The following is a 26,825-nucleotide window of genomic DNA, read 5'->3' as shown; positions in this document are numbered from 1 at the left end:
CATAACCATTTTTTTGTCAAACAAAACATTTTATCAACATAAGCATACTCTTGTCAACGTTTTTATTATTAGTTTAGGATACTTTTATTTATTAACATTACTAATATTGTAACAAGTAAATTTAATGGAAATTAGGATATAGTTCATCTGCCAATCGCCCAAATTCTTCAATACTTAATGTTTCTCCTCTGCGAGTAGGGTTAACCCCCACTTTTTCTAACGCTTGCACGATTAATTCCTTTTTTTCCTTGCCATTTAGCAGAGAAGATTGAAGGTTATTAATAATCGTTTTTCTGCGTTGAACAAAGGAGCCTCTTGAAACTTTAAACAAGAAGTCCTCATCAATAACTTGGACTGGCGGTGTTTCATGGCGAGTTAGCTTTATGACCGCAGAATCAACGTTAGGCTGTGGCATAAATACTGCCTTTGGAACAGTCATCGCTACTTCTGCTTTCATGTAATATTGAATGGCAATTGATAAGGATCCGTATGCTTTGGTACCCGGTGAAGCGGTAATTCGATCTGCCACCTCCTTTTGCATCATCACAACCATTCCCCGAATAGGTAAGCGATCCATTAACAGCTTTAGTAAAATAGGGGTTGTTACATAGTATGGCAAATTAGCTACAACCATGACATCCTTATAATCAGACAGTTTCTCTTCAAACATTTGTAGCACATTTGCTTCAAGAATATCCCCATGAATGATTTCTACGTTATTATATGGTGACAGTGTGTCATCTAAGACTGGTAAAAGACGTTGGTCTATCTCAAATGCAACTACTTTTCCTGCCTCTCTTGCCAAGTGCTCTGTTAAGGCACCAATACCAGGTCCTATTTCAATAGCTGCTGATTCTTTCGTTAAATTAGCATGACTTACAATATTTCTAAGAATATTAGGGTCTATTAAGAAATTTTGCCCTAAGCTCTTCTTAAATGAAAATCCATATTTTTTAAGTATCTCTTGTGTGCGAACCGGGGTCGCTATATCTTTTTGTGTCATTCCTTGTTGTCCTCCAAATCGAGTTGCAGAATAGCTGCTTCAAGCTGCTCCCTGTGTATTTGAAAAATAGATAGCCTTTTTTGTAGCTGCTTTCCATTGGTATAGCCAATTTTTAAAAAATCACCCAGTCTTGTTCTCCGTTCCTTGGCTTTGGGGTGCCCAATTAACCTTCCTTCTATTAACACCTCTAAAGGTATTGAAATATGAGTTTCCGAGTCAGTTTTTGGGGTATAAATATCACTAAGAGCTTGTTGAATATCTTCATCCTTGGCATGTTCAATTCCCAGGCTCTTACCGTTTTTCGCTATCGTTTTTTCCTTCGATAAAAAAGCGTGCTTCACACCAGGTATTTGCTCTTCTATAATTGCACGAATTCTTCTTCCAGGATAATCTGGGTCAGTAAATACTATGACTCCTCTTTTTTCCTGTGCGTGCTGAATTTTCATTAGTGTCTCTTTAGAAATGGCTGACCCATTGGTTTCTATAGTATCAGCATCTACTGCTCTTTTTATAGCAGTCGTATCATCTTTTCCTTCTACGACAATAATTTCATTTATACGCAAGCATTTTCCCTCTTTTCTGCTTCTATGCTAGCCTCTATCATAACGCAAAAAAGCTCTCCCTATCAACGAGAGGGAAAGCTATACGGAAAATTTATATACATATGTTATTGCAAGCTAGCACCTAGTACACCCGATAATTCATACTATGCTAACCACTTACATTCCCATTTGTATTATTTTAAAACTTTTACACGTACTTTTTTGCGACCAAAATCATAGGCTTGCGATTTGGAAGCCATAAATAGATCTATTTTGTTTCCTTTTATAGCTCCACCAGTATCTCCAGCTATTGCATAACCATAGCCTTCAACCCACACCTTAGATCCAAGTGGAATGACACTAGGATCTACCGCCACAACTTTCACGTCTGGATTTGCTTTTAGGTTAATACCAGTAGCAGTTACTCCTGTACAGCCATTACAGCTAGCCGTGTATGCTGTAGCTGTAACATAAAACTCGCTTCCTCCAGATGGGGCTGCTGAGGTATTAGTACCACGCGATACGTTGGCACTGGCAGTCATCACTTTAGTTCCCACAGAAACAACCTTTTTCTTAGGCTCTTTTGTTACCTTTTCACTTACTATGTTACGAGAAACTTCCACTCCGTTTTCTTTAATAACCTCATAAGTGCGCGCAATAGATCCTTTTTCGCCTGTTTCAACTACTTTTTCTTTTCCTTTTAGAAGAGAATCGTCTTTCTTTGTAACTACTGCAAAGTTTGTTTCTTCCTCAACTACATCGGTGACCTTTTCTACTCTCACTATTTGTATTGCAGAATTAGGAAGTATAATTTCATCCATTTTCTGTTCTACACGGTCCAATTCATTCAATGGAATCTTATGTTTTTTTAAAAAGTCAGCGACCGTAGTCGAAGTGGACCATAATTTTTTCTCTTCCTTGCCATCTATAAGCGTTACTTCATATGCTTTCTCAATTGCAATTCGATTATCGGGTCCCACCTCTGCATCTGCAGCAGGGGTAATCGCATCATGTTCGGTGTATGGAACATTTGCCTTTGCTAGTACTTCTGAAACTAAATCATCAGTAGTCTGGACAGTTTGAATTTTACCATCTACCGTAATTTCTATTTGTCTTGCCTGCTCCCACTCAATCTCTAAATTATTTTTGATTGAAGTGTTCACTGAGGGATGTAAAAAATCATCGTTAGTGATTACTAGATTATTTTCATCTAGCAGCTCACCAACTGTATTGGCATGTGTTGTTATTTCTTGTTGTTCTCCGTTAACTGTTAAAGCAACAGTTTTCTTTGTTCCTTCGTATAAAACGAACGAAACTACTGCAAAAAACAATAGTAAAGATGCTATCGTTACTAGTGTTTTCTTGCTCCTCAATGAATGAAAGAACAGGTTTTTCATGGTTTTATCTTGCATGAAAAACGCCTCCTTGTTCACTCGTGTGATTATATAGAGTACTTTTAAGCTTGTCAACACTTTAGGTTTTTACCAATTTTTACATAACTGTGCGTATACCAATTGAAAATTACAGATAAATTTTAGTCTTCGATGTGGAAAAACCTCTTGGCATTACGGGTTGTTGCTTCAGCTACTTCTTCAACCGAGATACCCTTCAATCGTGCAATTTCTTCCGCTACTAGGGCAACAAGTGCCGGTTCATTTCTTTTACCTCTATGTGGATGTGGGGCCAAATAAGGAGCATCCGTTTCGATTAACAAATGATCTAAAGAAATTTCAGTTGCCACCTCTTTTGGCTTTTTGGCATTTTTAAATGTTACTGGCCCACCAAGTGAAATCATAAAGTTCATATCAATACATTGTTTAGCTGTTTCTACACTTCCACCGAAGCAGTGCATAATCCCACCTGTAAGATGAGCCTCCTCCTCCTTAAGAATTCTTACTACATCTTCTGTTGCTTCGCGATTATGTATGATGATTGGCAAGTTTACCTTTTGTGCTAAACGTATTTGCTTGCGGAAGATAGTCTGCTGAATTTCTTTTGGAGACTTGTCCCAATAATAATCTAGCCCTGTTTCACCAATACCTACTACTTTTTTATGAGCAGATAACTCTTCAATCCATTGTAAATCATCCTCAGTACAATCGATTGCGTCCACGGGATGCCAGCCGATTACTGCGTAGATAAACGGATATTTTTCTGCTAACTCCATTGCACGTTCAATTGTTTTACGATCAAAACCAATTACGACCATTTTGTTCACATTTGCCTCCAAGGCTCTTTGAATTACTTCCTGAAGATCTTCGTCATATTGGTCTGCGTTTAAATGGACATGTGTATCTATTAGCATATTCATTCTCCTATCTGAGCTTCATTTTACTTTTTTATTTGTTTACAATCATCACAATACTATTACATTTACATTAAATGAGTCATTTTTTCAATTATTTTGATTAATTTCACCTTATAAAATGACAAGTTTCCCAAAAATATTCAATTAAAAATAGTATTTATCGAATACTATTTAGATGTTTTAGGAACTTAATCGATTTAATATTATTAACCAAATTGACTTAAATAATTTTAAATAGGAAAGGTTTTCTTTAGGTAAATTTCGATTAAATAATGTGTTAATTAACTTTAAAACAATACCATAAATAGGGTATTTGTCATTAATAATGACTCGTTTTTATGCTTTATATAGGTAACTACTCTTTGGAGAATAATTTTATATTGCTTTATTAATGACATTAATTTAATAGATATAAAAATGTCCAATCTCTCATCTAATTTCCTCCTGATAACGCATTCCTTCATGATCAACTTTAATACACAAAATTCCTAAATCATTTATACCTTCCACCATAATCAAACTGTTTATCTCCGTATATTGAAGTCCTCAGGTCAGATTAAATCTGGGTTTTTAACACACCTACTGTGCTTTTAAGATTTCTTCTAAAAATAGATATTCATTTTAAAAAAAACATAGTTTTTTTAGATAGTCAAAAAAACTATATCAGTAATTAACTTGTTCATATGATACAGAAGTGAGGTTGCAAATTAAACATTTTTTACAACCAAGCTAGTAAATAGGAAAGGAGATTTTATATGAGTCACTGGAAATGTAAACATTGTAGTTACGAAAGTAATTATCCAGTAAGGAACTGCCAACGTTGTAACGGCTTTAATTCTGAGGATAGCGCCCAGGAAAAGAATCACTGGCATTATAATAATGACTTTAGTGAAGCAACGGTCTTAGAAGATTTTGATCAGGTCTCATCTGTAGACCAAGAATCCGATGAACTAATCTGGATTAAGGATTCATGCAACATTACTGTTCAGACAACAGATACTCAAGCATCGGTATCCCTTCAAGTAGGCTTACAACTTGCAATTGCTCTAGTAGTAAGTATTGCAATTGGGGATTCTGATCAGGGTCAAGCTGTTGCAAATGACATTTTTCAACAATTTAATGACGAACAAACCAATAGACAAAAAATCATTATTGATAACTCAAATGACGTTAACATTGTAACTACTGATACAGACTTGGCCGTGAATATTCAGGCAATGCTACAAGTATTGGTTTCATTAGTAGTTAGATTAGATGTTCTTTAAATTTAATATAAAATGAAAAGAGGTGAAAATATGAATAAATGGAGAGCATTAGATCATTGCAATGACACCAGAAATAACAATGCGGATGTTCAGCAAAACGGAGAACAAATCGTTTCCAATAAGCAACAATCATATGAATGGATTATTGTAAGGGATTCAGAAGGTGTTGAAATTCAAACAACAGATACCCAAGCAGCTTTGTCGTTACAATTAGGAATTCAAGCTGCAATTGCAGCAGTTATTAGCGTTACTCTAGGAGATACAGATCAAGCTAGAGCAGTTGCTCAAGATATGAAACAATTTATAAAAACTAAACAACGAAACGTTCAAAAAACGATTGTCGAGGGGTCAAGAAATATAACAGTTACAACCACTGATACCGACTTGGCAGTGAACATTCAGGCAATGCTTCAAATCCTTCTTGCTTTAGTAGCTAGGTTAGATATTCTATAATAAATTCGAAATAAATCGAAGAGTCTAGAAAAACTTAAATATAATTATAGTACGCTCAAAATGGATTCGAGCGAATATATGTTTAAAATATTTTCTATTTAACCTCCAGCTAAGATTTTTAATGAGTCTAAAAATTAGTAGGTTTGGAAAACGAAAAACATCCCTCGTCTCCTCTTAATTCATAGTTGCATATAATAATACAAATGATATTACAAGAAGGAGTGATGGACGTGAGCGATTTACCTAAAAAAAATGCAATTCCTGAAAAGGTCATTGATTTAATAGTAAGTGATACACTGCGTAAAAATGGCGTAAATCTAGATGATGTTAAAGGAAAATTATCCACAGAGCAAAAGCAGTTACTTAAAGAGCTTGTGGAAGAACTAACCATGCAAGTTGATCAATTTGTTGATCAACCGACATCCCATAAAAAGGATGCTAAATGAATTAAATTCAATTTCCGCTGAAGAACGATATTAAAGAAATATGGAAGAGAATAACGTATATTTGATTTCCGCTATAGGCGGAAGCTTTTAAGTAGGGAGAGCGGATAAGCCATCACTACAAGCTCACGCATGTTTGTGAAGGCTTTCTGTCTCACTCATCCCACTGGAATCGTCACCTGCAGTTTCAACAATTAATGTCCAAGTTGTACTGACAATTAATATTTAAGGTAATACCTCAAATAGATATTTACTAAAGCGCCTTTAACAAAGGCGTTTTATTTTTGAATACTGCTACACAATTGACACTACAGCTTTTCCACCTTTCACCAAGGAGAAGCTTTCAAAGTAAAAATTCTCTTTATTAGTACAAAAAAACTGCCGCTCATGCGACAGTTTTTTGGATAATCAATTATTTTACTTGTGCACCATTTTCTAATTTTTCATCTACAGTTGCTAGAGTTAAAAATCCAGCTTTTTCACCAGCCAAAATCATACCTTGAGATAGCTCTCCTCTAAGTTTAACTGGTTTTAAATTAGCCACTACAATTACCTTCTTACCGATAAGTTCCTCCGGCTTATAATTCTTTGCAATCCCAGATACTACTTGGCGCTTCTCATAACCTAAATCTAATTGTAATTTAAGTAGCTTGTCTGCTTTAGGGATTGCTTCACATTCTAAAACAGTTGCTACACGTAGATCAACTTTAAAGAAATCGTCAATTGAGATTTCCTCTGTTTGCTCTTCTTCTGGTTCTTCCTTCACCTCTTCTTGTGAAGTCATAACAGAACCTCGCATTTTCTCACGAATATAAGCAACTTCCTCATCTACGTCTAAGCGAGGGAAAATCGGTACTCCTGTACTTATTACTTGTGTACCTTCAGGAATAACATTAAATTTCCCTAACTTATCCCATTCTAGATACATTTCTGTTAATCCCAGCTGCTCCATAATTTCTTTTGGGCTGTTAGGCATAAATGGTTGAATTAATGTAGCTATTTGGCGAAGGCTTTCTGCTAGGTTAGTCATGACACTAGCTAGCTGCGCTTTAGTAGCCTCATCCTTTGCAAGCACCCATGGTTGTGTCTCATCAATATATTTGTTAGTGCGAGATACTAGAGACCAAAGCTCTCCCAATACAATACTAAATTGCATTTTCTCCATATTTGATTCATATTTTTCAATTGCTTCTTTAGCAAATTGTTGTAATGTACTATCAAATTCAGTAGGTTCGCCTTGGTTTACAGGAATCTGACCACCAAAATACTTATTAATCATAGAAACTGTTCTATTCAATAGATTCCCTAAGTCGTTTGCAAGGTCAAAATTTGTACGTTCTACAAAGGATTCTGGAGAGAATACACCATCTTGACCAAATGGAAGCTCACGAAGTAAGAAATAGCGAGTAGCGTCTAAGCCATATTTCTCTACTAGCATCTCTGGGTATACAACGTTTCCTTTAGATTTAGACATCTTACCGTCCTTCATCATGATAAACCCATGTGCAAAAACCTTTTTAGGTAGAGGTAAGTCTAAAGCCATTAAGAATATTGGCCAATAGATTGTATGGAAACGTACAATATCCTTCCCTACTACATGTACATCTGCAGGCCAGTACTTTTTGAATAGAGAATCATCATCTGACATATAACCTAGTGAAGTAATATAATTAGTTAAAGCATCCACCCATACGTAAATAACATGCTTCGCATCCCCTGGAACATGGATTCCCCAATCAAAGGAAGTCCTAGAGACTGATAGGTCCTCTAGGCCTGGCTTGATGAAATTATTAATCATTTCATTTTTTCTAGACTCTGGCTCGATAAATTCCACTTTATTTTCGTAGTAATCTAGCAAGCGATCAGCATACTTCTTCATATTAAAGAAATAGGATTCTTCCTTTACTTTATGAACAGGTCTACCACAATCAGGACAGTTTCCTTCATCTAATTGAGTTTCTGTGAAAAAAGATTCACAAGGAGTACAATATAAACCCTCATATTCACCTTTATAAATATCTCCGTTATCTAGGAACTTTTTAAAAATTTTCTCTACCGCTTGAGTATGGCGTTTTTCCGTAGTTTGAATAAAGTCATCGTAAGATATATTCATAGTCGCCCATGTTTTCTTAGAAGCTTCCGCAATTTCATCTACGTAAGCTTGTGGTTCCATTCCAGCTTCCTGGGCTTTTTCCTGTATCTTCTGTCCATGCTCGTCCATACCTGTTAAGAAACGTACATCATAACCTCGTAAGCGTTTATATCTTGCCATTGCATCGGAAGCTACAGTTGTATAAGCCGTTCCAATATGGAATTTACCACTCGGATAGTAAATTGGTGTCGTTATATAAAAAGTTTTGTCTTGTGCATTCAATGATTGCTGCCTCCAATGCTGAATCTTCTATAATATTCATTTTATCTAAATGGGTTATGGGTTTCAATCTATTCATCTAAGCATTTTTGTCGAATTATATTTATTCCACATATTATTTCCAAAAATATCAATATTATTCCTAAGAATGATATAATTCATCTTTTTTAGAGGAATATTATGTAAGCGTAGTCATATTTTTATCATCAAATCTAATGAAAACAGAAGAATAATTATTGACCAATATGGTAGTACTTGGTATGATTAAGTACATAAAAGAGGTTAATGTCGAATTTTGGCGAAAAATATACACTCTTGAGAGGAGAAACTTTAATAATGAAATCTACAGGTATTGTTCGTAAAGTTGATGAATTAGGACGCGTAGTTATTCCTATCGAACTTCGTCGTACACTAGGTATAGCTGAAAAAGATGCGCTTGAAATATATGTTGACGATGATAAAATCATCTTAAAAAAATATATGCCAAATATGACTTGTGCAGTTACTGGTGAAGTATCAGATGAAAACCTTCGTCTTGTTGGTGGTAAACTGATTCTTAGCCCAGAAGGTGCAGAACAGTTAATCAAAGAAATTCAAAGCAGCTTAAAATAATTACTTAATTAAAACATCCGTTCATAACTTATGGCGGATGTTTTATTATGTTACGTGATAGCTTTGATAAACTTCTCTTTTAGATAGTCCTCTTTGAATAGCCACCTCTTTAATAGCTTCTTTCGATTTTAATTGTTTTTCATTCATTAAATGTTCCACGTGTTCCTCAATACTTAAATTAATCCACCATGCCTCTTCTTCTAGTACTTCTTCTGTATCATTGCCTTCTAGCACAATGCAAAATTCACCACGAATTTCATTAGACTCGGCCCATTCTAATGCTTCCTCTACCGTTCCTCTTAAAAATTCCTCAAACTTTTTAGTAAGTTCTCTAGCTAACACAATGCGACGTGACCCTTCCATGATCGCTTGTATATCTTTTAATGTATCCTTCAGGCGATGTGGAGCTTCATACAATAGTATCGTCTCTTGTCTCTTTTGGAGCAATGTAATTTCTTTTTTTCGTTCCTTTTTATTTCTGCTAAGAAATCCATAAAAAAAGAATGGCTGAGTTGACATACCCGAAGCTATTAGTGCACTCAATGCAGCGTTGGCTCCTGGCACCGGGACAACCGCAAATCCTTCATCTATAGCTTTTGCTGCTATATCTGCTCCTGGATCTGAAATACAAGGTAAACCAGCATCACTGACTAAAGCTACTTGTTTTCCTTCTCTCAGTATTTCTAATATTTTTTCTCCGCCAACTTGTTGGTTATGGTCATGATAACTCATTAAAGGGGTAGATATCTCAAAATAATTACACAGTTTTTTTGAGTTTCTTGTGTCCTCTGCTGCTATGTAATCTACCTCTTTCAAAATACGAATAGCCCGCATAGTCATATCTTCTAAATTGCCAATTGGAGTTGCCACTAAATACAAACAGCTACTCTGTTCGTGCTCAGTAGATTTTTGTGATTTCATTTCCTTACTCTCCTCTCATATAGGCTATTTTTTGCTTTCTAGTTAACTGTTTAAAAGCATACTCCGCCTGCATAGCCTCTTGCTTTGTATCAAAGGTTTCCTTATATACGCACTGAACTGGAATTCTTGCTCGTGTGTATTTGGCTCCTTTTCCCTCATTATGAGTTTTAATCCGCTTCGTTAAATCATTCGTATAACCGGCATAATAGGAACCGTCTTTACATTGTAATACATAAAAGGTATGAATTTTATTTGTCTCCATAGAGCATCTCTTTTATTTCATCTGTGTACTTTCCATCATCTTCGTACACATATAAAGGAGGAAGAATCTTCAAATCAGGCTTACCGTCCTTTATTCCTTCTATTAATAATGTATTTGCTTCCTTCCCCTTCTTTGGATACACAAAGCGAATACGTTTTGGTTCTAACCGATTGGCCCTCATTGCAGTAACAATGTCCAACAATCTACCTGGTCGATGTACAAATGCTGCTTTTCCGCCCTGCTTTAGCAGCTCACTCGCAGATTGCACAGCCTCTTCCAAGGTTAGATGAATTTCATGCCTAGCAATGGCCAAATGTTCCTTTAGGTTTTTTTCACTTGCTTCATGAGCAGGAAAGTAAGGGGGATTACAGGTAACCACATCGTATTTCTCTGAACCTAATTTTCCTGCGATACCAATAACATTGTCTTGTATAATACGAATTTGATCGGTTAGTTGGTTGTATTTGGTACTTCTAATTGCCATATCGGATAATCTTTCTTGCAACTCAATACCTATTATTTCTGACTTTGACCGAGCACTTAGAAATAGAGGGATTGCACCATTCCCTGTACACAAATCAACTATTTTTCCCTTTTTAATCGGCACGTATGTAAATCGAGCCAGTAATACTGCATCCAGGGAAAAGGAGAAAACAGAAGGGCTTTGTATGATTCGTAATTCCTCTGCCAATAAATAATCTAGCCTTTCATCATCCTTGAGCCATTGTTCCATAAATCCTACCTCCATAAAAACAAAAGACTGACATCCACCTTATGGAGTGGCATCAGTCAATTGATTAGACATTTTGTTTATTTAAAAAAGATAAGCAAAATAAACAATCTTCCTCCTTACGAGGACTTCCAAAGTGAACATGACATACATGGTACCCTTCCTGATATAGCCTAGCTAAGTTATCATAGCCTTCTCCTATATCAGCTTTGTTCAATCGATTTTCTCGTATCTTTTCGTCCATTGCTTCTTTTTCATGTATCTCATCTAGCCTTTGTCTTAAATGATTATTTTCTTCTTGTAACGCTTGTCGTTCTTCTATCATAATCGCTACAAACTCTTTCAACGCGCGAAACTGGAGTTGCGTGGACTCTAATTGTTTTTCAAATTCTATAATTGTATCCAAAAAATTACGGTCCATCACCTATTCACCTCATTGCCCCGTCCACTGAACTGGGTTTTTAGCATAGTTTACAATCTCATCTAACGTATAATCTAACACACGTAAAGGATCGCCCAACTCAATACGTAAAATTCTTTCTAAAATATTCATGCTGACAACTTTTCCATATCCATCTGGTGTCTCAATTCTATCACCAATGTCAGGCATTTGCTCTCTTGCCGTCTCGTATTCATCATTTTCATACTTTAAGCAACACATTAAGCGGCCGCATAAACCTGAAATTTTAGAAGGATTTAGAGATAGATTTTGATCCTTTGCCATCTTAATAGACACTGGTTCGAAATCTCCTAGAAAGGTTGAACAGCAGAGCATTCTTCCACAAGGCCCTATGCCGCCTAACATTTTAGCTTCATCTCGAACTCCAATTTGTCGAAGTTCAATTCGTGTTCTGAAGACTGAAGCAAGATCTTTTACTAAATCACGAAAATCTACTCGTCCTTCAGCTGTAAAATAGAAGATTATTTTGTTGCGATCGAATGTATATTCAACATCAACAAGCTTCATCTCTAATTCTCTTTGTAGTATCTTTTCAGTCCCCAGAGCTAATGCCTGAGCTGATTCTAAACGATTTTCTTCCACCTGGATTCGATCCTTTTCTGTGGAAGGGCGTACTACTTGTTTTAAAGGTAAAACTACATCATTTTCTCCTACTTGCTTAATAGGTACGACAACTTTTCCGTACTCTACCCCGCGAGCAGTTTCTACGATGACATAATCATCCTTTTCTAAATCATAATCCACTGGATCAAAATAATATATTTTACCCGCTTTTTTAAAGCGGACTCCTACAACTTTATACAAAACTATACCCCTCCTGCAGGTTAAGCATTAGCTGCTCCATCATCAGTGTCCGGTTCATATTCCTATGCAAATTCTGTTTTGCATCTAAAATTAGTTCTAACTGTTTAGACAATTGCTCGTATGTCTTATACAATGCTACCTGTTTCCAAAAAGAAATCATATCTGGATAAGTACAAACTGCGAGTGGAGTTGCTTTTATAGCTACTATATCACGATAAGCAAATAGTAGTAAATCTAATACTTGTTCTGCTTGTTCCTTTTCTTTTAGAAGTGGGCCAAAATCTTCTTGAATACACATTAATGCATCTTGAACACTTTTTTCACTTGCTTCCACCAATTTTAACACTGATTTCCTTGCAAGTCCAAATTGCTCGTCTTTCGCTAAATTTAGACCTTCTTCTACCTCATTCGTCATTCTACTTACAGTGGAAGCCATAGAATCTGTGATTCCTTCCTCTATTAACTTCTGCTTTAATATCGATTGAGGCATAGTAGCCAAGCCGATATGCTGACATCTTGAACGTATAGTTGGAAGCAAAGCATGCATCTTATCTGTCAATAAAATTGCTGTAATCTCACTTTGTGGCTCCTCTAAAAATTTTAGCAGCGTATTAGAGGAACTAATGTTTAATCGGTCTGCTTCATGGATCACATAAACTTTTCTTCCGCTTTCTAAAGAGGTTTTACTCATCTCATGTATCAGATCATCTATTTGATTTCTTTTTATATTTTGTCCATCTGGCTCTATCTGACTAAGATTTAAATGATTATGCGATTTTAGCCTTTTACAGCTTCGACATGTTTCACATGGAACATTTCCTGTCGAATTCTCGCAAAACATCAGTTGTACAAAAAACTGCATAACCTTTGTTTTTCCTGTACCCTTGGCCCCTTCAATTATATAAGCATGTCCAATACGATTTTTAGCTACAATAGATTGAATATGTTTTATAGCTACTGGTTGCATTCTTTCTATGTTTTGTATTGACCATTCTTCTACCATGCTCAATCTTGTTCCACCTTTCTCATAAAAACGTAAGCTCCTGAAGCTAGACACCGAATAAATAAATTGCAAAAAAGCATATACTTCCTATCTTCTAAAAAAAACCGTGTCTCGCTTTGTGCGAAAACACGGGAGCTTCTACGTATACAAATTAATAAGTAAGCCTTTAATTTCACCTATTTTATCCAACAATTCAATGGAACTCTTTTCTTGGCTTAGAATTTCTTCCGCTAGCTCTACTAATTTCTCATCAATTGTCTCTACTATTTTTAGCTTTCTACCTTCACCAAATCTATTCCACGTATGAGACTGTTTTAGCCCCATACCGAAATCTACTGCTTCTTCCAAAAACTTTTTAATTAGCATTTTAAACTTTGCCATATCACGTAGGTTTCTTGACCGAGCTAGACGATCACCAGCTGTTGTAATATCACCTAACAGCCTAGTCAGAGCTTCAGTTTGCATTCTTTGGTCATGCTTCGTTACCATTTGCCCAAATTTTGCCGAATTCGTATTATTCTGTATAGAATCTTTACGTATTTTATCTATCCCTACTCGTAAATCTTGATTAATTTTCAACGTTTTCTGTCCTTTCCTTCATTATTAAAAATGATGGAATTGTTCAATTGGGAGTACGAATACCGTTGCTCCACCGACCTCTACTTCAACCGGATACGGTATATATGAGTCTGCGTTTCCTCCCATAGGAGAAACCGGAGCAACCATCTGCTCCCGGGCACGACAATTATCTCTTATTAGTTCTAACGCAGAAGGTACCAAGGAGTCATCTGTACCGATTAAAAATGTAGTATTCCCAGATCTTAGAAATCCACCTGTACTAGCAAGTTTTGTCGCTCGAAACTTTGCTTTCGTTAACGCATTCGATAATCTATTACTATCTTGGTCCTGCACTACAGCTACTATTAATTTCATCGCTACTCACTCCTACTTTTATTTTCTGTTTATTTTATTATAGCATTTATTACCTAAAAATTCCTAATTCCATTTTTACCATTTTATAAGCCTCTTCCAACACCTCTTCCAATGATTTAGAGGCATCTATCACTTGTATTCTCTCAGGATATTGTTCCACTAATGATAGGTACCCTTCTCTCACTTTTTGATGGAAATAAAGACTTTCCACGTCTAATCTATTTTTCTCTCTGGTGCTATGAGCATTAATTCGCTTCAGTCCAAGACTCGGCTCAATATCAAATAGAAGCGTCTTGTCTGGCATCGTTTGTCCAATTGCAAATTGGTTAATGGATAATATCTCCTCTACTCCAATTCCTCTTGCATAGCCTTGATATGCAAGTGAGCTATCGATAAAACGATCACAAATAACAATTTTTCCAGCCTCTAGGGAAGGTTGAATTTTTTCCACTAGATGCTGTCTTCTAGCCGCTGCATACAACAAAGCTTCCGTGCGGCTATCCATCATTGTATGCTCGTTATCTAAAATTATGCTACGAATTTTCTCGGAGATTTTAATACCACCAGGCTCTCTTGTCATGACAACATCGTAGCCCTCTTTCACTAATCTTTCCCCAAGTAATTGCATAACAGTTGTTTTCCCTGCACCTTCAGGACCTTCACTTGATATAAAATACCCTTTTTTCTGCACTATTAATCCTCCACTACATATATTAGCTTTTCTGCAAGCCTATGCTCTCCTTGAAAGAAAGCACCTTTATCAATCCAATCTTCTAGCTCTGTTAACATAGAGATCGTAATTTTCTCCCCTGGTATAACTAATGGAATACCAGGTGGGTATGGAATGATGATTCCTTTTGCAATTCTACCTATTGACCGAGCATAGGGAATCCATTCTCCTTGCTTACAGTTTAACAAACCTATATTCATTTCAATCGTAGATACTGTTTTCAAAGAACTTTTTGATATTGCCTTAGGAACTATCGGCTCCTCTTTTTGAAGCTCATCTACTGCCATTTTTATACGCTTTCTTACTTCTGCAAAAGGATAATCTTGCTCTTTTTTCAATAATGGTAATATTATTAAAACCTGATATGTATCAGCAAGCTCAACGTAAATGTGCTGATCTTGTAACGCCCTTTGAACTTGAAATCCAGAATAATCTCCCACACGCATTAACAGTTTCAATGGATCATCTACCTCTATAATCTCCACTTGTTTAATCGATTGTAATGCCTGTTTAAATAGCTCTCTTTTATATAGTAGCTGCTTGAAATCCATTTCATTGTATCTTTGCACATAGCTCCTAGCATCGTCTAGTGAAGCCATCAGTAGATAGGAAGGGCTGCTTGATTGAAGCATCCTTAAATACTTATTTACTCGGGGCGCTTCAATAATTGAAGAGTTTATATGCAAAAAAGATCCCATCGTCATAGCCGGCAATGTCTTATGAGCCGATTGAACAACTATGTCTGCACCATATTGAAGAGCGGATTGTGGTAGTCCTTTGTAAACTAGGAAATGGGCACCATGTGCTTCATCCACTAATACTGGAAGGTTTCTTGCATGGCAGTAGTCTATAATTTTTTTAATCTCCTCCGAAGCCATTCCATAATAGCTTGGGTAAGTAAGTATTACACCTTTTGCCTGTGGAAATTCTTCCATGGCAATCTGAATAGATTTTGCCGATACATAAGTGGCTGTTTTTGTACGATCATCCCATTCCGGTGAGACAAAAATTGGTTCAACGCCTACTAATTCAATTGCATGAAAAATAGACTTATGGGCGTTTCTTTGAACAATTATTTGTTCTCCATACTGACAGGTAGCATATAGCATCGCTAAGTTTCCAACTGTTGTTCCATTCACAAGAAAATAGCTTTTTTTTGCTCCATAAGTCGATGCCAGTAATTCTTCTGCTTCTTTAATAGCTTCTTCAGGATGATGATAGTCATCTAAACCATTTAATTCGGTCAAGTCGTAGGACAGTGCACCTTTAATAGGAGCTGGAAGATTAGATAAGAGTCCATGTTTATGACCAGGAACATGAAAGGATATATTTTTTTGATTATGAAATTTTTCTAATGCTTCTACTAATGGACGTTTTTCATGCATTTTTTTTACCCCGCGAAATTTTATTATCTTTCTATTATACATGAAATAGGAGTAGATGTTTTGAACCTATTTTTGGCCTAAAAAGATGGATATTATAATATATATTTATTTTCCGGGAAATTTTTTGAAGGGTGTCATTTTCTTTTAATGACTTTGAATGATCTTTGATTATAAGATAATAGTAGGATTTTTTTGAGCGAGAGTCCTCCCTTTGACCACAAGAGTCTTGAGGATAATCCTTGTTTCTTTATTCATGTCTTACTTGCTTATTTTCTATTTAATAGTAATAGAACACTTCATATGTAAGAAATGCATATGAAATAAAAGGAAGGTGTCATTTACTCTATAAAGAATTGATTATTTTATCTATCTGGCTGTATTTAAAGATACTTACTCTAATTATATATTCCTTTGGTCTTTCTCTTTGTAATTAACTTAACCAAAACAAAAAGTCACTTGGTGACGACTTTCTATGTACCAGCGACGTCCTACTCTTGCAGGGGAACCCCCAACTACCATCGGCGCGGCTGCGAAACCAGATGGGCGGCAGATTTCTTCGTCAGCCGCAATCGATCGGTTCTCGCGTATGCTATACGCTCCGAGCCTCTCTTCCTTGCTTCCTCGAACTCTTTGCCCCTCTGCTTTCTCGCACACTTGCTTAGATAATGATGATTGCCTTCGGCCTTTTTCTCTTAATACAAAAAAGCCGCCACCGATTACTCGGTAACGACTTCCTATAGTGCCCAGCGACGTCCTACTCTTGCAGGGGGAGACCCCCAACTACCATCGGCGCTGAAGAGCTTAACTTCCGTGTTCGGTATGGGAACGGGTGTGACCTCTTCGCCATCATCACTAGACTTTTCGGCTTTCAATCCACTGCGCATTGCGTTGTCAACTTCGCTCGTTCAGTCAGTCACGTACGTAAGTACGCTCCTTCCTTCGCTCACTCGTTTCCTAGCACTGCTTGTGTTTTGAAATCCTCTTGAGTTGTTCACTCAAAACTGGATAAAAGACATCATTAATGGAAACAAACAATTTGGTTAAGTCCTCGATCGATTAGTATTCGTCAGCTGCACGTGTCGCCACGCTTCCACCCCGAACCTATCTACCTCATCGTCTTTGAGGGATCTTACTTACTTGCGTAATGGGAAATCTCATCTTGAGGGGGGCTTCGTGCTTAGATGCTTTCAGCACTTATCCCGTCCACACATAGCTACCCAGCGATGCCCTTGGCAGAACAACTGGTACACCAGCGGTGTGTCCATCCCGGTCCTCTCGTACTAAGGACAGCTCCTCTCAAATTTCCTACGCCCACGACGGATAGGGACCGAACTGTCTCACGACGTTCTGAACCCAGCTCGCGTACCGCTTTAATGGGCGAACAGCCCAACCCTTGGGACCGACTACAGCCCCAGGATGCGATGAGCCGACATCGAGGTGCCAAACCTCCCCGTCGATGTGGACTCTTGGGGGAGATAAGCCTGTTATCCCCGGGGTAGCTTTTATCCGTTGAGCGATGGCCCTTCCATGCGGAACCACCGGATCACTAAGCCCGTCTTTCGACCCTGCTCGACTTGTAGGTCTCGCAGTCAAGCTCCCTTCTGCCTTTACACTCTTCGAATGATTTCCAACCATTCTGAGGGAACCTTTGGGCGCCTCCGTTACACTTTAGGAGGCGACCGCCCCAGTCAAACTGCCCGCCTGACACTGTCTCCTACCCGGGTTACGGGTATGGGTTAGAATTTCAATACAACCAGGGTAGTATCCCACCGACGCCTCCTCCGAAGCTGGCGCTCCGGGCTCTAAGGCTCCTACCTATCCTGTACAAGTTGCACCAAAATTCAATATCAAGCTACAGTAAAGCTCCACGGGGTCTTTCCGTCCTGTCGCGGGTAACCTGCATCTTCACAGGTACTATAATTTCACCGAGTCTCTCGTTGAGACAGTGCCCAGATCGTTACGCCTTTCGTGCGGGTCGGAACTTACCCGACAAGGAATTTCGCTACCTTAGGACCGTTATAGTTACGGCCGCCGTTTACTGGGGCTTCAATTCGCACCTTCGCTTGCGCTAAGCACTCCTCTTAACCTTCCAGCACCGGGCAGGCGTCAGCCCCTATACTTCACCTTACGGTTTTGCAGAGACCTGTGTTTTTGCTAAACAGTCGCCTGGGCCTATTCACTGCGGCTCTTCTAGGCTATACACCCAAAAGAGCACCCCTTCTCCCGAAGTTACGGGGTCATTTTGCCGAGTTCCTTAACGAGAGTTCTCTCGCTCACCTTAGGATTCTCTCCTCGACTACCTGTGTCGGTTTGCGGTACGGGCACCTCCCACCTCGTTAGAGGCTTTTCTTGGCAGTGTGAAATCAGGAACTTCGGACTAAGTCCTCGCCATCACAGCTCAATGTTACAGAGTGCGGATTTGCCTACACTCACACCTCACTGCTTGGACGTGCATAACCAACAGCACGCTTACCCTATCCTACTGCGTCCCCCCATCACTCAAACGGTGGGGTGGTGGTACAGGAATATCAACCTGTTGTCCATCGTCTACGCCTATCGGCCTCGACTTAGGTCCCGACTAACCCTGAGCGGACGAGCCTTCCTCAGGAAACCTTAGTCATACGGTGGATGGGATTCTCACCCATCTTTCGCTACTCATACCGGCATTCTCACTTCTAAGCGCTCCACCAGTCCTTCCGGTCTGACTTCAACGCCCTTAGAACGCTCTCCTACCACTGATACCAAAGGTATCAATCCACAGCTTCGGTGATTTGTTTAGCCCCGATACATTTTCGGCGCAGCGTCACTCGACCAGTGAGCTATTACGCACTCTTTAAATGATGGCTGCTTCTAAGCCAACATCCTGGTTGTCTAAGCAACGCCACATCCTTTTCCACTTAACAAATACTTTGGGACCTTAGCTGGTGGTCTGGGCTGTTTCCCTCTTGACTACGGATCTTATCACTCGCAGTCTGACTCCCAAACATAAATCATTGGCATTCGGAGTTTGTCTGAATTCGGTAACCCGGGATGGGCCCCTAGTCCAAACAGTGCTCTACCTCCAAGATTCTAACGTTTGAGGCTAGCCCTAAAGCTATTTCGGAGAGAACCAGCTATCTCCAGGTTCGATTGGAATTTCTCCGCTACCCACACCTCATCCCCGCACTTTTCAACGTGCGTGGGTTCGGACCTCCAGTAAGTGTTACCTTACCTTCATCCTGGACATGGGTAGATCACCTGGTTTCGGGTCTACGACCACATACTCATTCGCCCTATTCAGACTCGCTTTCGCTGCGGCTCCGTCTTCTCAACTTAACCTCGCATGTAATCGTAACTCGCCGGTTCATTCTACAAAAGGCACGCCATCACCCGTTAACGGGCTTTGACTATTTGTAGGCACACGGTTTCAGGGTCTATTTCACTCCCCTTCCGGGGTGCTTTTCACCTTTCCCTCACGGTACTGGTTCACTATCGGTCACTAGGTAGTATTTAGCCTTGGGAGATGGTCCTCCCGGATTCCGACGGAATTTCACGTGTTCCGCCGTACTCAGGATACACTCTGGAGGGAATGAATTTTGGACTACGGGGCTTTTACCCTATCCTGCGGACCTTTCCAGGTCGCTTCATCTAACTCATTCTTTTGTAACTCCGTATAGAGTGTCCTACAACCCCAAGAGGCAAGCCTCTTGGTTTGGGCTCTTCCCGTTTCGCTCGCCGCTACTCAGGGAATCGAATTTTCTTTCTCTTCCTCCAGGTACTTAGATGTTTCAGTTCCCTGGGTGTGTCTCAGATGCGCTATGTATTCACGCAAATGTACTGCCCCATTACGGGCAGTGGGTTTCCCCATTCGGAAATCTCCGGATCGAAGCTCACTTACAGCTCCCCGAAGCATATCGGTGTTAGTGCCGTCCTTCGTCGACTCCTAGTGCCAAGGCATCCACCGTGCGCCCTTATTAACTTAACCTAAAAGTTAAAAGTACTACACTTGCAATCACGTAAGTGATCACAATTTGAATATCTTGCGTTTGTTTCTTTTTTGATGTCGTTTTATCCAGTTTTCAAAGAACAATTTAAATGCTCATCATAAAAATGAACACTCAAAACTGAACTGCAAAACGTTAAGATACAGATAAAGATCTGTATTCCGAATATATCCTTAGAAAGGAGGTGATCCAGCCGCACCTTCCGATACGGCTACCTTGTTACGACTTCACCCCAATCATCTGTCCCACCTTCGGCGGCTGGCTCCCAAAAGGGTTACCCCACCGACTTCGGGTGTTACAAACTCTCGTGGTGTGACGGGCGGTGTGTACAAGGCCCGGGAACGTATTCACCGTGGCATGCTGATCCACGATTACTAGCGATTCCGGCTTCATGTAGGCGAGTTGCAGCCTACAATCCGAACTGAGAACGGTTTTATGGGATTAGCTCACCCTCGCGGGGTTGCGACCCTCTGTACCGTCCATTGTAGCACGTGTGTAGCCCAGGTCATAAGGGGCATGATGATTTGACGTCATCCCCACCTTCCTCCGGTTTATCACCGGCAGTCACCTTAGAGTGCCCAACTGAATGCTGGCAACTAAGATCAAGGGTTGCGCTCGTTGCGGGACTTAACCCAACATCTCACGACACGAGCTGACGACAACCATGCACCACCTGTCACCGCTGTCCCCGAAGGGAAAAGCCTATCTCTAGGCCGGTCAGCGGGATGTCAAGACCTGGTAAGGTTCTTCGCGTTGCTTCGAATTAAACCACATGCTCCACCGCTTGTGCGGGCCCCCGTCAATTCCTTTGAGTTTCAGTCTTGCGACCGTACTCCCCAGGCGGAGTGCTTAATGCGTTAGCTGCAGCACTAAGGGGCGGAAACCCCCTAACACTTAGCACTCATCGTTTACGGCGTGGACTACCAGGGTATCTAATCCTGTTTGCTCCCCACGCTTTCGCGCCTCAGCGTCAGTTACAGACCAGAAAGCCGCCTTCGCCACTGGTGTTCCTCCAAATCTCTACGCATTTCACCGCTACACTTGGAATTCCGCTTTCCTCTTCTGCACTCAAGTCCCCCAGTTTCCAATGACCCTCCACGGTTGAGCCGTGGGCTTTCACATCAGACTTAAAGGACCGCCTGCGCGCGCTTTACGCCCAATAATTCCGGACAACGCTTGCCACCTACGTATTACCGCGGCTGCTGGCACGTAGTTAGCCGTGGCTTTCTAATGAGGTACCGTCAAGGTACGAGCAGTTACTCTCGTACTTGTTCTTCCCTCACAACAGAGTTTTACGATCCGAAAACCTTCTTCACTCACGCGGCGTTGCTCCATCAGACTTTCGTCCATTGTGGAAGATTCCCTACTGCTGCCTCCCGTAGGAGTCTGGGCCGTGTCTCAGTCCCAGTGTGGCCGATCACCCTCTCAGGTCGGCTACGCATCGTCGCCTTGGTGAGCCGTTACCTCACCAACTAGCTAATGCGCCGCGGGCCCATCCTGTAGTGACAGCCGAAACCGTCTTTTAACATTCCCCCATGTGAGGAAATGGATTATTCGGTATTAGCCCCGGTTTCCCGGAGTTATCCCAATCTACAGGGCAGGTTGCCCACGTGTTACTCACCCGTCCGCCGCTAAATCAGAAGAAGCAAGCTTCTTCATCATTCGCTCGACTTGCATGTATTAGGCACGCCGCCAGCGTTCGTCCTGAGCCAGGATCAAACTCTCCATAATAGAGAACTTAAAAAGCTCACTTGCACACGAAGTGCTGGCATCGACGTCGCCACACGGATGTGGCGCTTTTAGTCGATGTTCTTTGCTGGCATCATCATTAAATGATGTCAAAAATTGTTTTGTGTCAATACAACCGAAGTTGTTTGACGCTATATTTCTTAACGTTTTGCATGTTCAGTTTTCAATGTTCATCATGTCAGCCAAACTTGTTTACCTCTTGGCGACTTCTACTATATTACTCTCGTTTTAAATATAAGTCAACACTTTTTGATAACTTTTTTATATTTTTTTATAGCAGTATAGAAATAGTCACTACAGAGGCTACCCCTGGTACTCCCAACACTGCTACTACAGCTCCTGTGAAGAGGTTTATAGGAACCACATATCCTGCCATACCAAGTAATAAATGAACTCCAAACAATAATAATATAGAAAACCCTAAACGAAATAAAAATATACTTAGACTTTCAAATAAATTAGAGAAAGAGCTTTTGAATACTAAAAACAACAATAATACTAGCGAACACACAATAATGGTTAACTTCATGTACAATCCCTCCATAAAATCAATATCCTTATTGTATGAAGCTAGTACTACTAATATTCTATTTTATAATCACATTCCTAATCTTTGCTTCTTTATATAGATAGAAATGTATACTCTCTGCTATTTTTCTTTTGGCCACCGCATTAAGATCATAGTCATTCAAATAATCTTCTATTAGCTGTGCTTGCTGCCAATCTTCTTTGGTGGCTTTAATGAGGGTTACAAATTGTTGATCAAATTCTTTTTTTAATTTTCCCTTTTTAAAAAACACGTACCCCTACACTCTCCTTATAATTCCCGACGTCCTTCTAGAGCTTTAGACAGAGTAACTTCATCTGCATACTCTAAATCTCCCCCTACAGGTAGCCCGTGTGCAATTCTCGTTGTTTTAATACCAGAAGGTTTTACAAGACGAGATATATACATAGCTGTGGCTTCTCCTTCTATTGTAGGGTTGGTTGCTAGAATCAGTTCTTCTACTTGTGTGTCCTGTAATCTTTTTAATAAAGACGGAACATTAATATCCTCTGGACCTATTCCATCCATAGGAGAGATAGCTCCATGAAGTACATGGTATAAACCATTGTAATCTCTCATTTTTTCCATTGCTATTACGTCTTTAGTATCTTGTACTACACAAATCATTGATACATCACGTTGTTTGTCTTGGCATATATGACAAGGGTCTATGTCCGTGATATGTCCACAAATAGAGCAATAGCTTAAGTTTCTTTTGGCATCTACTAGTGCTTTTGCAAAGTCTAGTACTGTATCTTCCTTCATAGTTAACACAAAAAATGCCAGACGGGCCGCAGTTTTCGGCCCGATTCCTGGCAATTTCATAAAGCTTTCTATTAGCTTTGATATCGGTTCAGGATAATGCATTATTTTTCCTCCTAGAACATGCCAGGAAGGTTCAACCCTTTCGTGAATTGACCCATAGTGGCATTAGCTGTTTCTTCCGCTTTTTTCATTGCTTCATTTGTAGCAATTACGATTAAATCTTGTAGCATTTCCACATCATCAGGGTCTACTACTGCTGAATCTAGAGCTACCTCTAATACTTCTTTTTGTCCTGAGACGATAACCTTTACCATTCCTCCGCCAGCAACTGCTTCAAAGCGTTGGGTTGCCAGTTCCTCTTGAGCCTCAGCCATTTTCTTTTGCATTTTTTGCATTTGTTTCATCATACCTTGCATATTTCCCATTCCACGCATAATTATTTTCCTCCTTAGTCATCATGTACTTCTACAAATTCTTTTCCAAATAGTTTTTCTGCTTCCACGATTAAAGGATCTTCCGTGATTTCTTCCATTCCTTGTAACAGTTCCATCACTTCAGATGATTCAGAGGAAGCTTCCTGCGTAGACTCTGTAGAGTCCTTTTTCAATCCATTTTGCCGAATAAATTCTTCTCTAATCTTTAACCAACTTTCTTCCGGTACATATACAACCTCATACATCGTTCCGGTTAAGCTTGAAATAAGTTGTGGAAAAGAGGTAGAGAAAGTTTTATTCTCCATTGCCATTTGACAATGTATATCATATTTAAATTTTAACACAAATGCACTGGAAGATGCTGCAACTGGTTCTGCATCATTTAACAAAGCAGCATGTGATTTTTGAAGCTGTTGTAATATATTCGCCCATTGTGATTTAATAGTTTGAATATCTGACTTTGTTGCTGTTTTTAAAATCTCTTGTATTCGACCACTTGACACCTTCACGCCAGAGGCTTTTTGTCTTGTTCTCTTTGGTTGCTCTTGCTGTGTCCCTTGATTGGTTCCAAGTGCAAACGTACCTTGGCTCAGTTGTTGCTGCAACTGCTGAAGCTGCCCTTCTAGTAACTGAACTTTCTTTTCCAACTCAGCATTATTTGCATTCCCCACAGCAGCCTCTTGTGGGACCTGCGCTAAACGGATAACTGCCGTTTCTAAATACACTTTTGCATGATTGGAAAATCGCATTTCTTGTTGAGTGTTTGTGAGAATAGAAATACTCTTATATAGTGTTTCCACAGGAAATTTAGTAGCCAGCTCTCTAAACCGCTCATCGCCCGTAGCAATTTCTAATAGTTCCGCTTGGTTTGGAGCAACCTGAAGTACCAACAAATCTCTATAGAATGTGATAAAATCCTCCGTTAATCGAACAGGATCCTTTCCATCCTCTACAAGCTTTTCGATACTACTTAAAGCCTGTGCTACATCTCTCTCACTTAGAGCATCAGCCAACTGATAAAAAACATCCTGACCAATAGAACCCGTTACAAGCAGGGCATCTTCTATTGTCATCATTTTTCCACTGAAAGATACTACTTGATCTAGCATACTGAGTGCGTCACGCATACCGCCAGCTGCCACTTGTGCGATAATTTTCAGTACATTCACATCATATTCTATCCCTGCATCGGTCAGCACTTCTATCATCCTGGAAACAATATCAGCAGATGTAATCCTTTTAAAATCAAATCTTTGACATCTTGAAATAATGGTGAGTGGTATTTTATGTGGTTCTGTTGTTGCAAGTATAAAAACAACATGAGCTGGTGGCTCTTCTAATGTTTTTAACAAAGCATTAAAGGCACTCGTAGAGAGCATATGCACTTCATCAATAATATAAACTTTGTAGCGCGCATTAGAAGGAGCAAAACGTACTTTTTCAATAATGTCACGCATTTCTTCCACACGAGAGTTGGAAGCAGCATCAAACTCAATTACATCTGTATTGGAACCCTCTGTGATACTTTTGCAAGTTGCACATTTATTGCATGGTTCCTTGTCAGGCCCATTCTCACAGTTCAACGCTTTAGCAAAAATTTTCGCAGCACTTGTTTTACCTGTACCTCTTGGTCCTGAAAATAAATATGCATGAGTAGTTTTATTGTAAATGAGGGCATTTTGAAGGGTTTGTTTGATATGAGTTTGACCGGACATTTCCGCAAACGACTGAGGTCGATATGCGCGGTAGAAAGCTTGATACGACAACAAGTTCCCCTCCCTCTTCTTTTTAGATAAAGTATGTAAATATTATAACATAAAGAAAACTTGACTTCGCCTTACAAGTACATATAAGTATAAATAAAAAAAACTCATTCCTCCGAGGATGAATGAGTTTGATAATAATTAAATTAAAGCCGTGCACCTTCCTTCGATTGATACACATAAGCGGCACCTTTGTCGTTAACTCGGCCTAGGCAACCCCGCGGCACATGAGAATGCACCACTTAATGCTGCTTCCTTCCGGACCTGACATGGTTCATGGGCTCCCATTGCGCAGGACCCAGACGTCAACATCACGTGCAAATACCAGACCTAACATGTAAACAACCTCGAGAAGGAGTTCAGTCTCGCTAGAGCGGATTGCGAGTTACAAGACACCGCTACCTTCCCACCTAGCACGGCAATAACTAGTATACGCATTTTAAACTTAAAAATCAATGGTTACGATTTGATTTCTTTCTTTATATTTTCTATACTAAAAAAATATTATTAAATTTTTTTCAAATATGTTGACTTTAATTTTTATCCGTGATAAATTAATTCTTGTACTTCGGAGGAATACCCAAGTCTGGCTGAAGGGATCGGTCTTGAAAACCGACAGGCGGGTCATACCGCGCGGGGGTTCGAATCCCTCTTCCTCCTCCATTTTTTAACAACACACACGCATAAATTTGAGATTGAATTCGTTGCTCTTGTAACGAATTTTTCTTAGCCATATGTGTTCAGAATATTAAGAAGTTGACTATAAAAGTCAATTTCTTTTTTTATTTTACAAATTGACTCATAATAATGTCGTCTACATATTCATTTGGTCCAAATTTCACCTGTTTATGCCTTCTTCCCTCCTCTTTAAAGCCTAGCTTTGTGTATAAATGAATTGCTCTTTCATTATTAGAAAAAACCTCTAACGATATCTTCTCTATATGTTCCTGTTTCCTAGCCCATTCTAACAATTTTTTAATTAGACAAGTGCCTATACCTTTATTGGCAAAGGTTTCTTGAATACTTATTCCAAAAAGACCCTGATGACTGAATCTTTTACGTGAGGATAGATGAAAATCAAGGATTCCAATTATTTGATTCTCCTGTTCTGCTACTAACATTAAGCCTCTCTCACTACAATTCACAATTTTTTCTCTCTGCTCCACCACCGACACCGTAAATTCTTCAACTGTGGTAGCCATGAAACTAGGGTTTTCCTTTAATATTCTTTTGATATGTTTTATTATTTGTTCTGCATCATTAACCATCGCTTTTCTAATATTTATTTCTATGCTCATTTTATATTCCCCCTTTCTAATCTATTCTCTCTCCTATTTAAAATCCCTTTTAGAAAGCAAA

25 protein-coding genes, 1 tRNA gene, 3 rRNA genes and 1 other RNA gene are annotated in these 26,825 nt (G+C 39.3%); 5 read left to right on the top strand and 25 right to left on the bottom strand.

Annotated features, from left to right (window positions below):
- Window positions 1-121 precede the first annotated feature (121 nt).
- From rsmA to MKY94_RS00235, 4 genes are all read right to left on the bottom strand, one after another.
- A complete protein-coding gene (rsmA, locus tag MKY94_RS00250; RefSeq protein ID WP_342577784.1) occupies window positions 122-1,003 on the bottom strand; it encodes a 16S rRNA (adenine(1518)-N(6)/adenine(1519)-N(6))-dimethyltransferase RsmA in 882 nt (293 codons plus the stop codon).
- Window positions 1,000-1,566 carry a ribonuclease M5 gene (rnmV, locus tag MKY94_RS00245; RefSeq protein ID WP_144541545.1) on the bottom strand — a complete coding sequence of 189 codons (567 nt, stop codon included), beginning with the start codon at window positions 1,564-1,566 and terminating at the stop codon, window positions 1,000-1,002. The genes rsmA and rnmV overlap by 4 nt, the downstream gene beginning before the upstream one ends.
- Before the next feature lie 173 nt (window positions 1,567-1,739).
- Window positions 1,740-2,957 carry a G5 and 3D domain-containing protein gene (locus MKY94_RS00240; RefSeq protein WP_144541547.1) on the bottom strand — a complete coding sequence of 406 codons (1,218 nt, stop codon included), beginning with the start codon at window positions 2,955-2,957 and terminating at the stop codon, window positions 1,740-1,742.
- Between the two features lie 122 nt (window positions 2,958-3,079).
- Window positions 3,080-3,850, bottom strand: coding sequence for a TatD family hydrolase (locus tag MKY94_RS00235; RefSeq protein WP_144541549.1), 771 nt, complete (start codon window positions 3,848-3,850; stop codon window positions 3,080-3,082).
- 758 nt (window positions 3,851-4,608) lie between these two features.
- Between MKY94_RS00235 and MKY94_RS00230 the strand changes: the two genes are divergently transcribed.
- The 3 genes from MKY94_RS00230 to MKY94_RS00220 all read left to right on the top strand — a co-directional run bounded on the left by MKY94_RS00230 (window position 4,609) and on the right by MKY94_RS00220 (window position 6,017).
- Window positions 4,609-5,118 (top strand): spore coat protein, encoded by a 510-nt coding sequence (locus MKY94_RS00230; RefSeq protein ID WP_144541551.1) that lies wholly within the window; start codon window positions 4,609-4,611, stop codon window positions 5,116-5,118.
- 30 nt (window positions 5,119-5,148) lie between these two features.
- The gene (locus MKY94_RS00225) at window positions 5,149-5,571 is read left to right on the top strand and encodes a spore coat protein (RefSeq protein WP_151111857.1); all 423 of its coding nucleotides are present in this window, start codon (window positions 5,149-5,151) and stop codon (window positions 5,569-5,571) included.
- A 230-nt stretch (window positions 5,572-5,801) separates the two neighbouring features.
- Entirely contained in the window at window positions 5,802-6,017 is a 216-nt protein-coding gene (locus MKY94_RS00220) for a spore coat protein (RefSeq protein WP_225216180.1), read from the top strand.
- Between the two features lie 409 nt (window positions 6,018-6,426).
- On the opposite strand, the gene metG is transcribed toward MKY94_RS00220, so the two are convergent.
- A complete protein-coding gene (gene metG / locus MKY94_RS00215) occupies window positions 6,427-8,388 on the bottom strand; it encodes a methionine--tRNA ligase (RefSeq protein WP_342577783.1) in 1,962 nt (653 codons plus the stop codon).
- Window positions 8,389-8,721: 333 nt separating this feature from the next.
- On the opposite strand from metG, the gene MKY94_RS00210 reads away from it, so the two are divergent.
- Window positions 8,722-8,997, top strand: a complete 276-nt coding sequence (locus MKY94_RS00210) for an AbrB/MazE/SpoVT family DNA-binding domain-containing protein (RefSeq protein WP_144541581.1) — start codon at window positions 8,722-8,724, stop codon at window positions 8,995-8,997.
- Between the two features lie 45 nt (window positions 8,998-9,042).
- On the opposite strand, the gene rsmI is transcribed toward MKY94_RS00210, so the two are convergent.
- The 19 genes from rsmI to ffs all read right to left on the bottom strand — a co-directional run bounded on the left by rsmI (window position 9,043) and on the right by ffs (window position 25,885).
- The gene (rsmI, locus tag MKY94_RS00205) at window positions 9,043-9,918 is read right to left on the bottom strand and encodes a 16S rRNA (cytidine(1402)-2'-O)-methyltransferase (RefSeq protein ID WP_144541557.1); all 876 of its coding nucleotides are present in this window, start codon (window positions 9,916-9,918) and stop codon (window positions 9,043-9,045) included.
- A gap of 4 nt (window positions 9,919-9,922) precedes the next feature.
- The gene (locus tag MKY94_RS00200) at window positions 9,923-10,180 is read right to left on the bottom strand and encodes a GIY-YIG nuclease family protein (protein ID WP_151111862.1); all 258 of its coding nucleotides are present in this window, start codon (window positions 10,178-10,180) and stop codon (window positions 9,923-9,925) included.
- Window positions 10,167-10,913, bottom strand: a complete 747-nt coding sequence (locus MKY94_RS00195) for a tRNA1(Val) (adenine(37)-N6)-methyltransferase (protein WP_342577782.1) — start codon at window positions 10,911-10,913, stop codon at window positions 10,167-10,169. Before MKY94_RS00195 ends, MKY94_RS00200 begins: the two co-directional genes overlap by 14 nt.
- A gap of 64 nt (window positions 10,914-10,977) precedes the next feature.
- Window positions 10,978-11,334, bottom strand: coding sequence for a DNA replication initiation control protein YabA (gene yabA, locus MKY94_RS00190; protein WP_144541563.1), 357 nt, complete (start codon window positions 11,332-11,334; stop codon window positions 10,978-10,980).
- A gap of 9 nt (window positions 11,335-11,343) precedes the next feature.
- Entirely contained in the window at window positions 11,344-12,174 is an 831-nt protein-coding gene (locus MKY94_RS00185) for a stage 0 sporulation family protein (protein WP_151111868.1), read from the bottom strand.
- Window positions 12,167-13,177, bottom strand: coding sequence for a DNA polymerase III subunit delta' (gene holB, locus MKY94_RS00180; RefSeq protein ID WP_144541583.1), 1,011 nt, complete (start codon window positions 13,175-13,177; stop codon window positions 12,167-12,169). Before holB ends, MKY94_RS00185 begins: the two co-directional genes overlap by 8 nt.
- Window positions 13,178-13,315: 138 nt before the next feature.
- Window positions 13,316-13,756 (bottom strand): YaaR family protein, encoded by a 441-nt coding sequence (locus MKY94_RS00175; RefSeq protein WP_151111870.1) that lies wholly within the window; start codon window positions 13,754-13,756, stop codon window positions 13,316-13,318.
- 24 nt (window positions 13,757-13,780) lie between these two features.
- Window positions 13,781-14,110 carry a cyclic-di-AMP receptor gene (locus MKY94_RS00170; RefSeq protein WP_151111872.1) on the bottom strand — a complete coding sequence of 110 codons (330 nt, stop codon included), beginning with the start codon at window positions 14,108-14,110 and terminating at the stop codon, window positions 13,781-13,783.
- A 49-nt stretch (window positions 14,111-14,159) separates the two neighbouring features.
- Entirely contained in the window at window positions 14,160-14,801 is a 642-nt protein-coding gene (tmk, locus tag MKY94_RS00165) for a dTMP kinase (RefSeq protein ID WP_151111874.1), read from the bottom strand.
- A gap of 2 nt (window positions 14,802-14,803) precedes the next feature.
- Window positions 14,804-16,225, bottom strand: a complete 1,422-nt coding sequence (locus MKY94_RS00160; protein WP_151111876.1) for an aminotransferase class I/II-fold pyridoxal phosphate-dependent enzyme — start codon at window positions 16,223-16,225, stop codon at window positions 14,804-14,806.
- A gap of 741 nt (window positions 16,226-16,966) precedes the next feature.
- Window positions 16,967-17,082, bottom strand: a 5S ribosomal RNA gene (rrf, locus tag MKY94_RS00155).
- Window positions 17,083-17,261: 179 nt separating this feature from the next.
- Window positions 17,262-20,189, bottom strand: a 23S ribosomal RNA gene (locus MKY94_RS00150).
- 196 nt (window positions 20,190-20,385) lie between these two features.
- Window positions 20,386-21,939 (bottom strand): 16S ribosomal RNA (locus MKY94_RS00145).
- Together the 16S, 23S and 5S rRNA genes form the textbook arrangement of a ribosomal RNA operon.
- Before the next feature lie 289 nt (window positions 21,940-22,228).
- Complete coding sequence (locus MKY94_RS00140; protein WP_186318286.1) at window positions 22,229-22,486, bottom strand: pro-sigmaK processing inhibitor BofA family protein; 258 nt, start codon at window positions 22,484-22,486, stop codon at window positions 22,229-22,231.
- Between the two features lie 58 nt (window positions 22,487-22,544).
- Window positions 22,545-22,757 (bottom strand): YaaL family protein, encoded by a 213-nt coding sequence (locus MKY94_RS00135; RefSeq protein WP_144541945.1) that lies wholly within the window; start codon window positions 22,755-22,757, stop codon window positions 22,545-22,547.
- Between the two features lie 17 nt (window positions 22,758-22,774).
- Window positions 22,775-23,371 (bottom strand): recombination mediator RecR, encoded by a 597-nt coding sequence (recR, locus tag MKY94_RS00130; protein ID WP_144541947.1) that lies wholly within the window; start codon window positions 23,369-23,371, stop codon window positions 22,775-22,777.
- Window positions 23,372-23,382: 11 nt separating this feature from the next.
- Window positions 23,383-23,703 carry a YbaB/EbfC family nucleoid-associated protein gene (locus tag MKY94_RS00125; RefSeq protein WP_144541950.1) on the bottom strand — a complete coding sequence of 107 codons (321 nt, stop codon included), beginning with the start codon at window positions 23,701-23,703 and terminating at the stop codon, window positions 23,383-23,385.
- A 14-nt stretch (window positions 23,704-23,717) separates the two neighbouring features.
- A complete protein-coding gene (dnaX, locus tag MKY94_RS00120) occupies window positions 23,718-25,469 on the bottom strand; it encodes a DNA polymerase III subunit gamma/tau (protein ID WP_342577781.1) in 1,752 nt (583 codons plus the stop codon).
- Between the two features lie 149 nt (window positions 25,470-25,618).
- An RNA gene (gene ffs, locus MKY94_RS00115) (signal recognition particle sRNA large type) lies at window positions 25,619-25,885 on the bottom strand.
- Between the two features lie 151 nt (window positions 25,886-26,036).
- Here ffs and MKY94_RS00110 point away from each other — a divergent pair.
- Window positions 26,037-26,129: transfer RNA gene (locus MKY94_RS00110), tRNA-Ser, on the top strand.
- A 119-nt stretch (window positions 26,130-26,248) separates the two neighbouring features.
- On the opposite strand, the gene MKY94_RS00105 is transcribed toward MKY94_RS00110, so the two are convergent.
- Window positions 26,249-26,764 (bottom strand): GNAT family protein, encoded by a 516-nt coding sequence (locus MKY94_RS00105; RefSeq protein ID WP_342577780.1) that lies wholly within the window; start codon window positions 26,762-26,764, stop codon window positions 26,249-26,251.
- Between the last annotated feature and the right edge of the window lie 61 nt (window positions 26,765-26,825).

The organism is Psychrobacillus sp. FSL K6-2843, assembly GCF_038626375.1.
Taxonomy (GTDB): domain Bacteria; phylum Bacillota; class Bacilli; order Bacillales_A; family Planococcaceae; genus Psychrobacillus; species Psychrobacillus faecigallinarum.
Note: the sequence above shows the minus strand (reverse complement) of the source record. Positions and strands in the feature narration are given on the sequence as shown.